The sequence below is a fragment of the Pseudomonas persica genome (assembly GCF_900291015.1).
In the GTDB taxonomy this organism is placed as follows: domain Bacteria; phylum Pseudomonadota; class Gammaproteobacteria; order Pseudomonadales; family Pseudomonadaceae; genus Aquipseudomonas.
Genome location: NZ_OLKL01000016.1, coordinates 78,063 through 93,606, shown reverse-complemented (window position 1 = coordinate 93,606; position 15,544 = coordinate 78,063). Strand labels below are relative to the sequence as shown.

General features: G+C 63.6%; 11 protein-coding genes. 4 read left to right on the top strand and 7 right to left on the bottom strand.

Annotated features, from left to right (window positions below; all coding sequences use genetic code 11):
• The first annotated feature begins 362 nt into the window (after positions 1-362).
• Entirely contained in the window at positions 363-1,052 is a 690-nt protein-coding gene (locus FQ664_RS08205) for a DUF4197 domain-containing protein (RefSeq protein ID WP_144171499.1), read from the top strand.
• Between the two features lie 138 nt (positions 1,053-1,190).
• Here the strand turns inward: FQ664_RS08205 and FQ664_RS08200 are convergent, their stop codons facing one another.
• Both FQ664_RS08200 and FQ664_RS08195 read right to left on the bottom strand, forming a co-directional pair.
• Positions 1,191-4,256 carry an efflux RND transporter permease subunit gene (locus FQ664_RS08200; RefSeq protein WP_144171498.1) on the bottom strand — a complete coding sequence of 1,022 codons (3,066 nt, stop codon included), beginning with the start codon at positions 4,254-4,256 and terminating at the stop codon, positions 1,191-1,193.
• 6 nt (positions 4,257-4,262) lie between these two features.
• The gene (locus FQ664_RS08195; RefSeq protein WP_144171497.1) at positions 4,263-5,363 is read right to left on the bottom strand and encodes an efflux RND transporter periplasmic adaptor subunit; all 1,101 of its coding nucleotides are present in this window, start codon (positions 5,361-5,363) and stop codon (positions 4,263-4,265) included.
• A gap of 285 nt (positions 5,364-5,648) precedes the next feature.
• On the opposite strand from FQ664_RS08195, the gene FQ664_RS08190 reads away from it, so the two are divergent.
• On the top strand, positions 5,649-9,758 hold the full coding sequence (locus tag FQ664_RS08190) for a DUF5801 repeats-in-toxin domain-containing protein (protein WP_144171496.1): 4,110 nt from the start codon (positions 5,649-5,651) through the stop codon (positions 9,756-9,758).
• A gap of 123 nt (positions 9,759-9,881) precedes the next feature.
• Here the strand turns inward: FQ664_RS08190 and FQ664_RS08185 are convergent, their stop codons facing one another.
• Positions 9,882-10,598 carry a response regulator transcription factor gene (locus tag FQ664_RS08185; RefSeq protein WP_144171577.1) on the bottom strand — a complete coding sequence of 239 codons (717 nt, stop codon included), beginning with the start codon at positions 10,596-10,598 and terminating at the stop codon, positions 9,882-9,884.
• A 608-nt stretch (positions 10,599-11,206) separates the two neighbouring features.
• Here FQ664_RS08185 and FQ664_RS08180 point away from each other — a divergent pair.
• Complete coding sequence (locus tag FQ664_RS08180) at positions 11,207-11,848, top strand: TetR/AcrR family transcriptional regulator (protein ID WP_144171495.1); 642 nt, start codon at positions 11,207-11,209, stop codon at positions 11,846-11,848.
• 129 nt (positions 11,849-11,977) lie between these two features.
• Here FQ664_RS08180 and FQ664_RS08175 read toward each other — a convergent pair whose 3' ends face one another.
• On the bottom strand, positions 11,978-12,754 hold the full coding sequence (locus FQ664_RS08175) for a class I SAM-dependent methyltransferase (RefSeq protein WP_144171576.1): 777 nt from the start codon (positions 12,752-12,754) through the stop codon (positions 11,978-11,980).
• Positions 12,755-12,857: 103 nt separating this feature from the next.
• On the opposite strand from FQ664_RS08175, the gene FQ664_RS08170 reads away from it, so the two are divergent.
• On the top strand, positions 12,858-13,478 hold the full coding sequence (locus FQ664_RS08170; protein ID WP_144171494.1) for an energy transducer TonB: 621 nt from the start codon (positions 12,858-12,860) through the stop codon (positions 13,476-13,478).
• A gap of 2 nt (positions 13,479-13,480) precedes the next feature.
• Here the strand turns inward: FQ664_RS08170 and FQ664_RS08165 are convergent, their stop codons facing one another.
• From FQ664_RS08165 to FQ664_RS08155, 3 genes are read right to left on the bottom strand one after another with little or no spacing between them, the layout of a single operon-like run.
• The gene (locus FQ664_RS08165) at positions 13,481-14,311 is read right to left on the bottom strand and encodes an isocitrate lyase/PEP mutase family protein (protein WP_144171493.1); all 831 of its coding nucleotides are present in this window, start codon (positions 14,309-14,311) and stop codon (positions 13,481-13,483) included.
• Between the two features lie 28 nt (positions 14,312-14,339).
• Entirely contained in the window at positions 14,340-15,209 is an 870-nt protein-coding gene (locus FQ664_RS08160; RefSeq protein WP_144171492.1) for a DUF72 domain-containing protein, read from the bottom strand.
• A 3-nt stretch (positions 15,210-15,212) separates the two neighbouring features.
• Positions 15,213-15,503, bottom strand: coding sequence for a hypothetical protein (locus tag FQ664_RS08155; RefSeq protein WP_144171491.1), 291 nt, complete (start codon positions 15,501-15,503; stop codon positions 15,213-15,215).
• Positions 15,504-15,544 lie beyond the last annotated feature (41 nt).

Here is a 15,544-nt window from a genome sequence, read left to right as displayed (position 1 = left end):
TGATGGGGGCCGCCACAGCATTTGCAGCGCCTGGTAGATCGAGCGCCGCCCGCGCGGCGCATCGCGAGCTGCGCTCGCTCCTACGTTTGTTTTCGGCCAATTATGCCTGTGGGATTTGCGCGCGAACGCTTTGGCGCATGACGCAATTTCTCGTCGTACAAACAAGGCGGTCGCGTGCGCCTGTGACAGGCGTTACTGGCCCGAAACAAACGTAGGAGCGAGCACAGCTCGCGATGCGCCGCGCGGGCGGCGCTCGATCTCACAGGCACTGCAAGGCCGACGACCAGCACTTGCCAGCAATGGTTGACAAGCCTCCATCAGCCGGGAGAATCCAGAAGTTATCCATCTACAAGGAAAGCTCCATGATCCGCACTTCCCTGCGCTTCTCCACCCTGTGCGCCGGCCTGCTGCTGTCAGCCAGCGCCCTGGCCCTGTCGCTGGGCGACCTGACCCAGAAAGACGCCACCGGCGGCCTGAAAGATGCCCTGACCCAGGGCGCACAACTGGCCGTCAAGCAGCTGAGCACCCCGGGCGGCTTCAACAACAACCCGGACGTGCGCATCGAACTGCCTGGCAACCTGGGCAAGGCCGCCAAGGCGATGAAGATGTTCGGTAAAGGTGAACAGGTCGAAGCCCTGGAAACCAGCATGAACAAGGCCGCCGAGGCTGCGGTGCCGCAGGCCCAGGCAATTCTGGTGGATGCCGTGAAGAACATGAGCGTGACCGATGCCAAGGGAATCCTCAGCGGTGGTGACGACTCGGCCACCCAGTACTTGAACAAGAGCAGCCGCGAGCAGATCCGCGCCAAGTTCCTGCCGATCGTCAAGCAGGCTACCGACAAGGTTGGCCTGGCTCAGCAGTACAACAACTTTGCCGGGCAGGCCGTGGCATTGGGTGTGGTCGATGCCAAGAGCGCCAGCATCGAGAACTACGTGACTGAAAAGGCCCTGGATGGCCTGTTCGAGATGATCGGCAAGCAGGAGCAAAGCATTCGTCAGAACCCGGCTGAAGCAGCTACCAGCCTGGCCAAGAAGGTCTTCGGCGCCCTGTGATGGCCCTGGGGGCTGCTTTGCAGCCCATCGCCGGCAAGCCAGCTCCCACCTCGATTGCATTGACCTCAAGCCATGTGCAGTACCTGTGGGAGCCTGGCTTGCCCGCGAATGGAGGGCAAAGCCCTCCCCCTGCGGTCTTCAGCCCTTCTTCACCCTGAACCACGCCGCGTACAACGCCGGCAGGAACAGCAGGGTCAGCACCGTGGCCACGATCAATCCCCCCATGATCGCCACCGCCATCGGCCCGTAGAACACACTACGCGACAACGGAATCATCGCCAGCACCGCCGCCAGTGCGGTCAGCACGATCGGACGGAAGCGCCGCACCGTGGCTTCGATGATCGCCTGCCAGCGCGCCATCCCCGCCGCGATGTCCTGCTCGATCTGGTCCACCAGGATCACCGAGTTGCGCATGATCATCCCCGCCAGGGCAATGGTGCCGAGCATGGCGACAAAGCCGAACGGCTGGCGGAACACCAGCAGGAACAGGGTCACGCCAATCAAGCCCAGCGGCGCGGTGAGGAACACCATCACCGTGCGCGAGAAGCTGCGCAGCTGGATCATCAGCAAGCTCAGCACCACTACCACGAACAGCGGCATGCCGGCATTCACCGACTTCTGTCCGCGCTCGGAGTCCTCCACGGTGCCGCCTACTTCCAGCAGGTAGCCATCCGGCAGCTTGGCGCGTATCTCCCGCAGGGTCGGCTCGATCTGTTTCACCAGCGTGGCCGGCTGCTCCTTGTCGTAGATATCGGCGCGCACGGTCACCGTCGGCAAGCGGTTGCGGTGCCAGATAATGCCTTCCTCGAAGCCGTACTCCAGGGTCGCCACCTGCGACAGCGCCACACTCTGGCCGTTGTCGGTCGGCAGCGCCAGGCTACCGAGGTTGCTCAGCTCGCTGCGCTCCTGCCGGGTGCCGCGCAGCAGGATCTCGATCAGCTCGTTGTCTTCGCGGTACTGGCTGACCGTGGTACCGGTCAGCGAGCTTTGCAGGAAGCGCGACAGGTGCGCGGTGCTCACGCCCAGGGCGCGGGCACGGTCCTGGTCGATCTCGAGGAACACCGCCTTGCTCGGCTCCTCCCAGTCCAGGTGCACATTCACCACATGCGGGTTCTGGCGCACCTTGTCGGCCACTTCGCGGGCCAGCGCACGGGCCTTCTCGATGTGCTCGCCAGTCACCCGGAACTGCACCGGGTAACCCACCGGCGGGCCGTTTTCCAGGCGGGTGACCCGGGCGCGCAGGTCGGGGAACTGCTGGTCCATGGCACTGATCAGCCAGCTGCGCAGGCGCTCGCGGTCTTCCATCGACTTGGCCAGTACCACGAACTGGGCGAAGCTGGCTGCCGGCAGCTGCTGGTCCAGCGGCAGGTAGAAACGCGGCGAACCGGTACCCACGTAGGCCACATAGTTGTCGATGCCGTCCTGCTGCTTGAGCAGCGCCTCCAGCTGCTTGACCCGCTCGGCGGTGTTGGCCAGCGAGGCACCTTCGGCCAGCTTCAGGTCGACCATCAGCTCCGGGCGCCCGGAGGCCGGGAAAAACTGCTGGGGCACGAAACGGAACAGCAGAATGCTGCCGACAAAGGCGGCAATGGTCAGCAGGATCACCGTCTTGCGCCGCCGCACGCACCACTCCACCACACGCCGCACACGCTGGTAGAACGGTGTGGCGTAAGGGTCTGGCGCGTAGCCGTCCTGGCCATGGCGCGCGGCATGCAGCTTGGCCAGGTCTGGCAGCAGGCGCTCGCCCAGGTAAGGCACGAATACCACGGCGGCCACCCAGGAGGTCAGCAAGGCGATGGTCACTACCTGGAAAATCGAACGGGTGTATTCGCCCGTACCGGAGGCTGCCGTGGCAATAGGCAGGAAGCCCGCTGCCGTGATCAGGGTGCCGGTGAGCATCGGGAAGGCAGTACTGCTCCAGGCGTAGCTGGCCGCCTTGAGGCGGTCGTAGCCCTGCTCCATCTTGATCGCCATCATCTCCACGGCAATGATCGCATCATCCACCAGCAGGCCCAGGGCCAGCACCAGCGCGCCAAGGGAGATCTTGTGCAGGCCGATGCCGAAGTAGTGCATGGCGGCGAAGGTCATGGCCAACACCAGCGGGATGGCCAGCGCCACCACCAGCCCCGTGCGCAGGCCAAGGGAGAAGAAGCTCACCAGCAGCACGATGACCAGCGCCTCGACCAGCACCTGGACAAACTCGCCCACGCCAGCCTTGACCGCCGCCGGCTGGTCCGAAACCTTGCGCAGCTCCATGCCGGCCGGCAGGCTGCGTGCCAGGCGCTCGAACTCGCTTTCCAATGCCTTGCCCAGCACCAGGATGTCGCCGCCATCCTTCATCGACACCGCCAGGCCAATGGCATCCTCGCCCATGAAGCGCATGCGCGGTGCGGGCGGGTCGTTGAAGCCACGCTGCACCTCGGCCACATCGCCAATACGGAAGGTGCGGTCACCGACGCGAATGGGGAACTGGCGAATCTGCTCGACGCTGTCGAAGCGCCCGCTCACCCGCAACTGCAGGCGCTCGCTGGGCATTTCGAAGAAGCCGGCGGTGCTGACGGCATTCTGCTCCTGCAGGGCTTGCTGCACGGCCTCCAGCGGCACGCCGAGGGTGGCCAGCTTGAGGTTGGACAGCTCGATCCAGATTTTCTCGTCCTGCAGGCCGATCAGCTCGACCTTGCCCACGTCCTTGACCCGCTGCAGCTGGATCTGGATACGGTCGGCATAGTCCTTGAGCACCGCGTAGTCGAAGCCTTCACCGGTCAGCGCATAGATATTGCCGAAGGTGGTACCGAACTCGTCATTGAAGAACGGTCCCTGGATTTCCGGCGGCAAAGTGTGGCGGATGTCCGCGACCTTCTTGCGAATCTGGTACCACAGCTCGGGGATGTCCTTGGAATGCAGCGAGTCGCGGGCCATGAAGGTAACCTGCGATTCGCCCGGGCGGGAGAACGAGACAATCCGCTCATACTCGCCGGTTTCCATCAGCTTCTTCTCGATGCGCTCGGTGACCTGGCGCGACACTTCCTCGGCGGTGGCACCAGGCCACAGGGTACGGATGACCATGGCCTTGAAGGTGAACGGCGGATCCTCGCTCTGGCCGAGTTTGGTGTAGGACATGGCGCCTATGGCCGCCAGCAGGATCATCAGGAACAGGACGATCTGGCGGTTGCGCAGCGCCCAGGCAGAAAGGTTGAAACCCATCGGGACTTACTCCTTGGCCGTCAGGTTCACTACGCGGTTGGTACGGTCCACGGGGCGTATTTCCTGGCCCTCGCGCAGTACATGGCCACCCGCAGCGACGACCCAGTCGCCAGGGGCAAGGCCCTCGAGCACCGGTACGCTGTCGGCGCCATAGGCCCCCAGGCGCACCACTGCCCGCTCCAGGCGGCTGTCCTTGTTGACCCGCCAGACGTAGGCCTGGCCGTTCTCCGCAGTGACTGCCGACAGGGGTACCGCCAGCGGGATCAGCCCTTCGTGGGCGACGAACACCCGGGCACTCTGGCCCAGCTCCGCCGGCGTGGCGGACGAGATAAAGGCGATGCGTGCAGCGAAGGTGCGCGAACGCGGGTCGGCGGCCGGTGACAGCTCGCGGATACGCCCCGGGAAGCGCTCTTGCGGGTGCGACCACAGCTCCACGCTCACCGGCTGGCCCACGGCGAAGCGGGCGAACTGCTGCTCTGGCAGGCCGATGGCCACTTCCCGCTCGCCATCGGTGGCCAGGGTGAACACGGTCTGCCCGGCGGCGACCACCTGGCCCACTTCGACCTGGCGCTTGGCGATCACCCCGGCCTGCGGTGCGCGCAGCACAGCATATTCGGCCTGGTTGCCAGCCACGTCGAACTCGGCCTTGGCCTGTTTCAGCCGGGCCAGGCCGGCGCGGTAGAGGTTTTCGGCATTGTCGTACTGGGAATGGCTGACCATCTGCCGGTCCAGCAGCTTCTGGTAGCGATCACGCTCGGCGCGCACCAGCGACAGGTTGGCCTCGGCGGCCGCCAACTGGGCACGATTGGCTTCCAGTTGCAGGCGCACGTCCTGCGGGTCCAGCTCGGCCAGCGCCTGGTCGGCCTTGACCCGCTGCCCTTCCTCGACCAGGCGCTTGCTGACCTTGCCGCCAATGCGGAAAGCCAGTTCCGGCTCGAAGCGCGCGCGCACTTCGCCGGGGTAACTGTCGGCAGCGGCTTCGGCCGGCTGCGGCTGCACCACCAGCGCCGGGCGCGGCGCGGCAGGTGGGGCTGCTTCCTGGCCGCACGCCGCCAGGAACAGCACGGCAACGGCGGGCAGAGCGATGGACAAGGCATGGCGCAACATGATGAATCCTTTCGCGGAGGGCACATTCAATATTTGTACTGATGAGTATATTAAGTCAGGCAACGGATGCCGGGAAGAGGTTGCAGCCGAATACGGCAGGCGCGTGTTGAACAGCATGCAACCGTGCGCCTTCGACCTCCCGACACCAACACCATGTAGTCCGATACTCCCAGCCCGCCTAGGAGGATCAGCCAATGCGCAGTCCATGGCGCTTATCCATAGTGGAAGTCTGTAGCAGAGGTCTGCGGTCCGGCCTCGACAACTGGCAGAGCTTGGGAGAGAGCCATGACTATTCACAAGAAGAACGCTTCGCCAACGAACAAACTCAGCAGCCCCACCGCCGACGACCTGCCCGCCATCCCCCCACCAACCGTCACCACCGACCAGAGCGACTATAGCCCTGGCAGCACCGCCACCTTCACGGCCAGCGGCTTCGCGGCTGGCAGCACGGTCGCATTCGAGGTGGACCATGCCACGGGCGCCGGTGCGGATAACGTGTGGGGCACCCCCGACGATGTACTCGCCACCGAGTCCGGCGAGGGTCACACCCCCTGGTACGTGACCGACGGCGGCCCAGGCGATCTCGACGGCCAGGCCAACGGCAGCATCACCACTTCGTGGTACGTCAATCCCGACGACTCGGCGGGTGCCACCTTCCTGCTCAGCGCGACAGGCGCGGGCGCCGATCAGGTGTTCGGCAGCGCCGACGACGTGGTGGCCACGACGTCGTTCACAGACAGCGCGGCGGTGATCACGGCGACCGGTGTAAGCGTGACGCTGGACGAAACGGCCGGGTTGCAGAACGGCACAGCCACACCAAGCCCGGCCTCGGATGCCGACGACAACGACATCCTGGTAGCCTCCCTGCCCTCCGCCTTCTCGACCCGCTTGACCGCACTGGGAGCCGGTACCCCGGCAGGTGCCGCCTTGAGCGGCTATACCGGGGCCGTGGGCAACACCGGTAGCAACGCGTTCACCATCACCCCGGAACCGGGCGGGACCATCACCGACATCAGCTTCACCGACAGCGCTGGCGCGCCCCTCAATGGCCTGGACAGTGGGCTGGATACCCTCGATGGCGTCAACATCCTGCTGTATACCGATACCAACAACAACATCGTGCTGGGCCGGGCTGGCGGACCATCCGGCGCGATCATCTTCGCTGGCTACATCGAAGAAACCGGATCGCCTGTCAGCGGCGGCAAGCTCTGGACAGTGGAATACCAACCGCTGAAGCACCCGGACGCGAGCAACCCTGACGATGTCCTCAATCTGCTGAACAAGGTGTTCATCGGCACCAGCCAAGACCTGCAGTTCAGCCTGGCCAACGCACCGTCCGGCCAGAACCTGTTCCTGATGTTCACCACCGCGAACCCGACAGTCGTCGATGATGGCGGCATCCTGCGCATCACCGACCCGACGATCATCGCCACCGGGAAGGACCCGGCAGACCAGTCGAGCGGCGCCAACATCACCACTGGCGATACGATCAATACCAGCCAGGCAGGTGGCCCGACCACCTTCGGCACCAACAACCAGATGATTGTGGAACAGGAAGGTATCCGTTTTTCCTTCGTCACCGGCGCCCGGCAGAATTTGACCATTCCCAACCTGGACCAGAACGAAGCAGATGTTGAAGCCAACATCGACTACACCGCCGTCTTCAATGCAAGGTCGGCCACGTTCAATGTGGTGCAGTTGCAAAGTGGCAAGAGCGCCGTGGTCAAGATCAGCGCCTTCAGCACGGCCGCTGAACCTGGCGTGAATTTCATCAATGGGTACACCAACGATGCCTCGGTGGCGATCACCAACGTTCGCGTCATCGACATCGCCACCGGGACAGTGATCGAGAACTCGGACGGGTCGGTGAATGACCAGAGCATCGTCATCAACTTTGCTTCCGGGGTCGCCACCCTCACTGGCATCAAAGCCGGCCAGAAAATCGAATACACCACCACACAGGATCACAACCGTGTGCTGGTCGAGAACGGGGCTGCCGTCGACGCCAAAGGCAATGATCATGCCGATTTCGATATCGGCAGCTTCACGCTACGCCAGGTCACTACCGCAACCGCCGAAATCGGCTCCAAGATGGCCTTCGAGGACGATGGACCAAGTATCAGCACTACCGGCACGGAACCAACCCTGACCGTCGATGAAACCAACCTGGCGATCAACGCCACCCAGAGTTTCGCCGCCAACTTCACCTCGGCCTTCGGCGCCGATGGCGCCGGTACGCTCACCTACGCCCTGGGCGTGGTGGCAGGTGCTTCCGGCCTGACGGATACGGCCACCGGCGAGGCAGTCAACCTGTCGCTCAATGGCGCCGTGGTGGAAGGCCGCACGGCCACCACCAACCTGCTGGTGTTCACCGTCAGTGTCGCCAGCAATGGTGACGTCACCCTCGACCAGCTCCGCGCCATCGTGCACCCCGATACCAGCAACCCCGATGACGCGAAGACCCTGAGCGCCGACAGCCTGGTGACCCTGACCGCGACCAAGACCGACAAGGACGGCGACAGCGCCCAGGCCACCCTCAACATCGGGCAGAACCTGGTGTTCAAGGATGACGGCCCGAGCATCACCACTACCGGCACGGAACCAACCCTGACCGTCGATGAAACCAACCTGGCGATCAACGCCACCCAGAGTTTCGCCGCCAACTTCACCTCGGCCTTCGGCGCCGATGGCGCCGGTACGCTCACCTACGCCCTGGGCGTGGTGGCAGGTGCTTCCGGCCTGACGGATACGGCCACCGGCGAGGCAGTCAACCTGTCGCTCAATGGCGCCGTGGTGGAAGGCCGCACGGCCACCACCAACCTCCTGGTGTTCACCGTCAGCGTCGCCAGCAACGGCGCCGTCACCCTCGACCAACTCCGCGCCATCGTGCACCCCAACACCAGCGACCCCGATGACGTGAAGACCCTGGCCTCCGACAATCTGGTGATCTTGACCGCGATCAAGACCGACAAGGACGGCGACAGCGCCCAGGCCACCCTCAACATTGGGCAGAACCTGGTGTTCCACGATGATGGACCAACACTTGCCTTCGGCAACCTGATCGGAACCGGGAGCACCCTGCCGCAATATGGGTTCTGGAACAATACGATCGGCGCCGACGGCCTGGGCGCGACCGGGCTGGACATTTCGCTGGTGGGTGACCAGTTCACGCTGGTCAGGCCAGACAACACCACCACGACCGGTACTGGCACACTCACCGAGACGTCACCTTCGCCCGACGCCAATGGTGCGTTCCACTTCACCGGCACCTTGACCGGGGACTTCGACAATAACCCCACAACGGCCAACACCACGATCGACTACACGCTGACGGCCTTTGCCAATGGCAGCTATACACTGGATCTGGTGCAAGGCTTCAGTTCGGTCACCACGCTCAGCAGTGCCGACGGCTCGCTCGATGCCGGCGGTCCGGACCCTGTGCGCACCTTGCTGATTCCTGAAACGAATGACCCGACCATTCCTTCGGCATCCGAGGAGATCGTGTTCTTTTCCGCCAAAGCGCTCGCCTCGACGACAGACATCTTCACCGGCATAGGACTCGGGGCTCCCGACCCGACCGAAGCCGCGCTACAAACCAATCCCCTGCCGTCGTACATCGACCCTGCGTCCATGAACGTCAGTACGTCCGGTATCGGTGTCGCCAACAACTTGTTCCAAGGCGACAACCTGGCGGCGATCAGCTCCGCCGATGAGAGCTTCGTGGTCAACCCGGAGAGCCTGCTGTCGGGTATGAAGGTCTTCATCGACAACTCGGTAGGGGGCTACAACACCGCGACCGAGGACCTGTACTACCGCATCTACTACGCAGATGGGACGACGTCGAACCTGACCGAGGTGAATACCCTGACACCGGAGGCTGGCGGTCAGGTGTCCTTCCTGATCCAGAAGGAGGGTTCGTCGCTGATCGACGCCGTTCAACTGACGATGGCGCGAGGCGACATCAAAATTCCGGTGATCGAGTTCATCAAGGAAACCGAGAACCTGGCCAGCGATGTCAAATTGCAGTTCAGTGCGACGCTGACGGACAAAGATGGCGACTCCGCGAGCAGTACGTTCGACGCCAACCTGTTCGCCAACGAAGCGGACAACGCGCCGTTCGACTTCACCCTGGTTGGCACGACCGGCCAGCGCGATGCCTTCAACGTCGACCTGTCGGCCGATGAACAGCTGTATCAGGTCAACGGGTTCGATGCCGGCGCGGGGCAACGAGACACGCTGGTGCTCAACGGCGATCCGAACGCCGTCGTTCAGTCGATCGACAACACCGGCGCAGACAGCATCGTGACCATTGCCGAATCCGGCGGGCAGACGACGACCATCACCCTGGTCGGGGTCGACATCCTCAACACCGACATCTTCAATGGGAGTGTCTGAAGTGAAAAACTGCGAGGGTGGCTTGAAAACCACCCTCGCAGCGTATTTTTTGCAGGACGCCGACACGAAGACAGGCCGGGCACCCGGCAGGGTCCATCAGCCTGATGCGTTGTGTCTGGATATTCAGTCCATCTCACCCCATGTGGACGCAGGCGGCTCTTCGCCACTGGTGAGTCCGTGCCTCACCGCATACATCAGCAAGTCGATACGGTTGGTGAGGTTGAGCTTCTGATAGATGCTGCTGAGGTGATTGTGCACAGTGTGCTCGCTAATGCCCAAGCGCCCGGCGATACACAGGTACTTGGCGGACGGGTCGCCAACGATGGCGCGAACGAGTTCCCGCTCGCGCAACGTCAGCCGTGCATGTTTCGCCTGCGCCAGATTGCACCTCAACGGTATATGCCTGGCCGAGGCATAACCGGAAAGCCCACGGACCCAGGCTCTGTCCAGCCCGATGTCGCAATGGTGGACTTTGATGATGGCCTGGATGATCGACTCCGTCGACTCCTCCGCCAGCACGATGCCACGTGCCCCCGCCTCGATGGCCTGTGCAACGGGGACGTTTTCGTACACCCCCTTGAGCACCAGTACTTTCATGTCGCCAGCGCGCGCGAGCCCGGCAACCACCTCGAGCGGGTCCAGCGCATCTGGAAAAAAGCTGAAGAAAATGACATCAGGCCGCAACTGATCGGCAAGATCCAGCGCATGGGTATAGGTGGTGGCCTGGCCACTCACCTCCATATGGGGCTTTCTGGCATTTATCAGATCGTGAAGGCCCAGGAGCACCAGAGGCCGACAATCGATCAGCATCACGCTTATCATTTTTTTATGGTCCGCCATAATCTTCCTGTCTCCCATGAAGACGGTCCATGCCCTCCATTTGTTAGCCTTCTCCCACATGCCCTTCAGCGGAGTCTAGGCCAGCCCTGCGTACTGCCAGGCCCTCACGCCGTCAGGCAGTGCCTTAACGTCCATGTGGATCGGTGCCCCGCTCACCGCGCCGTGCGCCTGAAAATCAAGGACTTGGACTAGTCGGGCGCCCCCCATGGGCGCATTCCTGTACCGGACAAAAAGTCAATTAATCGACGAGTGACGTGAACTTGCGCACACGAAAATGATCGCGTCAATTTACCGCCACGTATTACCTGGCCAAATCAGGGGCTCGATACGCCCTGGCCGAGGCCACCGGGACTCAAGCGCTCAAAATCCGCCTCCTGCTGCACACAGCCGCCAATGGTTTGTGGTCAAACCACCCGTAAGCCACTGTTTACCCGCATGTGCGATTCCGATGATGTTTGAAAATCCGCGGCGAGACCGGGCTTGTGCTTTGTTGCGCTCGATCTCGTGCCTCACTGTCAATCAGCTTTCCGCTGGCAAACAGCAGGTTTTGCCGGCGGGCTTTAGCCGAATGGCGCCAGACCCGTTAAGATGGGCGATTCTTCAAACAGATGCAGACCACAATGTCCAACGACGCCCCCATCGGCCCGGGCCGGCCCAAGGACCTGGCCAAGCGCGAGGCTATTCTCGAAGCCGCCAAGGCACTGTTCCTCAGCCTTGGCTACGCCAACACCAGCATGGATGCGGTCGCTGCGGCGGCAGGTGTTTCAAAGCTCACCGTGTACAGCCACTTCACCGACAAACAGACTCTGTTCTGCTCGGCGGTAATGGCTACCTGCCAGATCCAGTTGCCTGACCTGCTGTTCGAATACCCCGAGGGGGTACCCGTGGAAGAGGTGCTGCTGACCATTGCCCGTGGCTTCCAGGCACTGATCAGCAGCGATGAAGCGGTCAAGCTCAGCCGCCTGATCATGGCCCAGGGCAGCCTCGACCCGAGTTTTGGCGAGTACTTCTACGAAGCCGGCCCCAAGCGCGTGTTGTCAGGGATGGAAGCACTGCTGCGCGGCGCGCATGAGCGCGGGCTGCTGCGCATCGACAACCCGCTGCGTGCGGCGGAGCACTTCTTCTGCCTGGTCAAGGGCGCGCCGGATTACCGGTTGCTGCTGGGATGCGCGGGGCCGCTGGAAGGGGAGGAGGCCGAGGCGCACGTGCGCGAGGTGGTGGGGGTGTTCTTGCGGGCATTCCGCCCCTGATACCTGGATGCCTGTGCGGGCCTCTTCGCGGGTAAACCCGCTCCCACAGGTGCTGCACAAACTTCAAGATCACATCGATCCTGTGGGAGCGGGTTTACCCGCGAAGAGGCCCGCACAGGCATAGCCAAATCAGGCCTTCAGCGCCTTCTTCGGGTAAATGTCATACCGGCTCGACTTGCCCTCCAGGCTATGGCTCGGTTTTGGCCCGTCGATGATCGGCGCCTTGCGCGGCCGCTTCACCACCACCCGGTGGCTGGCCAGCGCCAAGGCAGCTTCGAGCAAGGCAGGGGCATCCAGGTCGTCGCCCACCAAGGGCCGGAACACACGCATTTCCTTCTTCACCAGCGCACTCTTGTCCCGGTGCGGGAACATCGGGTCGAGGTAGATCACCTGCGGCGCCTCGCCTTCCCAGGTGCGCATGCGCTCAATGGCGTTGCCAGTCAGCAAGCGCATGCGCCCGACGATCGGCCCCACCTCTTCATCCGACCGAGCCCGCGCCAGGCCATCCTCCAGCAGCGCGGCAATCAACGGCTGGCGTTCGATCAGGGTCATCTGGCAACCCAGGCTGGCCAGTACGAACGCATCCTTGCCCAGCCCGGCAGTAGCATCCAGCACCTGCGGGCGCACGCCTTGGGCGATGCCTACGGCCTTGGCGATCATCTGCCCGTTGCCACCGCCAAACTGGCGCCGGTGCGCGGCCTGGCCTTCGACGAAGTCCACCCGCACCGGCCCCGGGGCCTGCGGCCCCAACTGCTGGATCTGCAAGCCATCGACGCCCACCTGCACGGCAAACCCGGCAGCATCGTCCTGCAGCGGCAACTCAAGGCGCTCGGCCCACGCAACGGCTTGCGCCTCGAACTCAGCCGACAGCGCCTCGACCCGGATACCTGTGCCCTGCTCTTCCATCATTCACACCTAGAAATTGAACCCAGCCGTTAATGTATCGGCTACTTCGGCCGATACAGGCAATATCCCGCTATTCTGCCAGAGCACAACGCGCGCGACTGCCATGTCAGATACTCTTCCTATCGGCTTGACCTACCTGTCGCCTGTCGGCAATTACAGTCAGCACAACACCCAGGCACTCGGGGGCGTCAGCCACCTGTGGCAGGATTTCTTTGCCCGGGCCATGGCCGAGCAGCAGGAAGAGCCCGTAGACAGCGTCAGCCAGTCATTCGTGCAATACGACCAGAGCAGCGGTGAGCCGATCGGCGGCGCCCGTGCGCTGGCCCTGATCGACGCTCAGCGCGCCTGCCCGGTACACGACACCGAGGTGGCACCGCCAGAGCCACTGTTCCTGCCCAAGGCCGAGCTCGAAGCCAACCTGCTGCCGCCCGCTCCCGAGCCGTTCAGCGCAGTCGAACTGATCGAGCAGCAGCGCCAGCTCGATATCAGCAACAGCTGGCTGCGCCCGGTGGTGATAAGCCAAGGTCACCCCGTTGCCGAGCCCGGCCCCGGTCCCACCCCGCGCTCGCTGTTCCTGCCGATCGCCGAGTTCGAGACCCACCTGCTGGACCCGGCCCCCGAGCCGTTCGACGATGCCACCCTGGTCAAGCAGCAGAACGACCTGGAATTCGACATCCACTGGGCCCGCCCGGTAGTGCTGAACAACGTGCGCGCCCACGCCTGAGGTCAGCGGCGGAACAGCTCGTTGAGCTGGGCGAACGGTAGTGCCTGTTCCCCGTAGCCGAACGTGCCCTCATCACGAATTTCCAGCGCGGCCCGGTGGAAGGCCGCCAACGCGGCACGGGCCAGCGATGAGCCGACGCTGATGCGGCGTACGCCCAGGTCCTGCAACTGGTTGACGCTCAGTGGCACGCCCGCCATGCCCATCAACACATTCACCGGCCGTGGCGCGACGGCCTGCACTACCGCGCGGATTTCCTCGACAGTACGCAGCCCGGGGGCGTAGAGCACGTCAGCACCGGCCTCGGCATAGGCCTGCAAACGCAGGATGGTGTCGTCCAGGTCCATGCGCCCGTGCAGCAGGTTTTCGGCCCTGGCGCACAGGGTGAACGGGAATGGCAGGCCACGCGCCGCCTGCACCGCTGCACGCACACGTTCTACTGCCAGCCCTAAATCATAGATCGGCGCATCGCTGCGGCCACTGGCATCCTCGATAGAGCCTCCCACCAAGCCGACTTCGGCTGCCCGCAGAATGGTCTGGGCGCAATCTTCGGGCAGGTCGCCAAAGCCGTTCTCCAGGTCGGCAGCCACCGGCAAAGGGGTGGCATCGACGATCTCGCCGGCATTATCAAGGGTATCTTCCAGGCTCAAGGCGCCTTCGGCGTCCGGCCGGCCCAGGCTGAAGGCCAGGCCGGCACTGGTGGTGGCCAGCGCCTCGAAGCCCAGGCTGGCCAGCAACTTTGCCGAGCCGGCATCCCACGGGTTGGGCATCACGAAGGCGCTGTCGCGCTCGTGCAAGGCCTTGAAGGCTTCGGCTCGCAGGGTTTGCACATCCATGGTTCAACCTCCGGCAGTCAGGGAAAAGTCAGAGTAGCCCCAGTTGTTCGACCTCGGGGGTGCGCGGCAATTCCGGCAGCGCGGCAAGGCCCGGCAGGCGCTGCATCAGGCGTTGGTGAAAGCGCAGGGCCAGCGCCGCGGCCAGGCGGTTGTCCGAGGTGTGCAGGAAGATGTAGGGGCTGCGGCCTTCGCCGATCCAGGTGGCAACCTTGTCCACCCAAGGGGTCAGGAAGGCCTCGTTGGCCTCCAGCTGCGGATGGCCGATGAAGCGCACCTGCGGGTGCTGGCTGAAGGCTGCCGGGCGTGGCGGTACCTTGGGTTTCTTCGCCTGCGCATGCAGCACGGCGGGGTCGCGTGAGGTGCAACTGAACAAGGCACGTGGGTCGAGGCAGATACGCTCCACGCCACGCTCGTGCAGCAGCCGGTTGAGCAGCCGCTCTTCTTCACCCTTGGCGAAGAAAGCCTGGTTGCGCACTTCCACGGCCACCGGCATGCCGATTTCGTCGAGGAAGTGGCAAAGCTCGCCCAGTCGCGCCGGGCCGAACTGGGCCGGCAACTGCAGCCAGTACGGCGCAACGCGCTGGCCCAGCGGGGCCATCAGACGGGTAAAGTCAAAGGCAGGTTCGAGCTGATCACGCAGGTCGCCTTCGTGGCTGATGTCCCTGGGGAACTTGGCAGTGAAGCGGAAGTGTTCGGGCATGATCTGCGCCCAGCGCGCAATGGTGCCGGGTGCAGGACGCGCGTAGAAGGTGGTATTGCCCTCCACGGCGTTGAACACCTGGCTGTAGTAGCCAAGCATTTCACTGCTGTTGGCGTCGGCGGGATACAGGTAGTCGCGCCAGGCGTTTTCGCTCCAGGACGGGCAACCGAGAAAATAAGGCAGTGGTGAGGGACTCATCCACTAAATGTACAGGTCGAGCCCCAGCACTTCCATGTCCCAGTCGGTAAAACCGGCGGTGCTCAGGTAGCTGGCCAGTGCCGTAGCGGTGCGGCGGTCACGGCCGCGGGGGAAAATCATGTCCTGCTGGCGGGCCGGCAGGCCACCGCTGTGACGGCGGGCGATGGCTTCCTGAGGGGCTGTTTCGGCCTCCTCGATCACCTCGGCATCTTCGATGGCCTCGTCACGCACCGCTGCCTTGCGCGGCAAGCGCTTGATCGGGTAAGACTGCGATGAGAAACCGTCGATACGCATGGCATCAGCACTCAGGACCAATGATGGCAATCTAGCAGCAT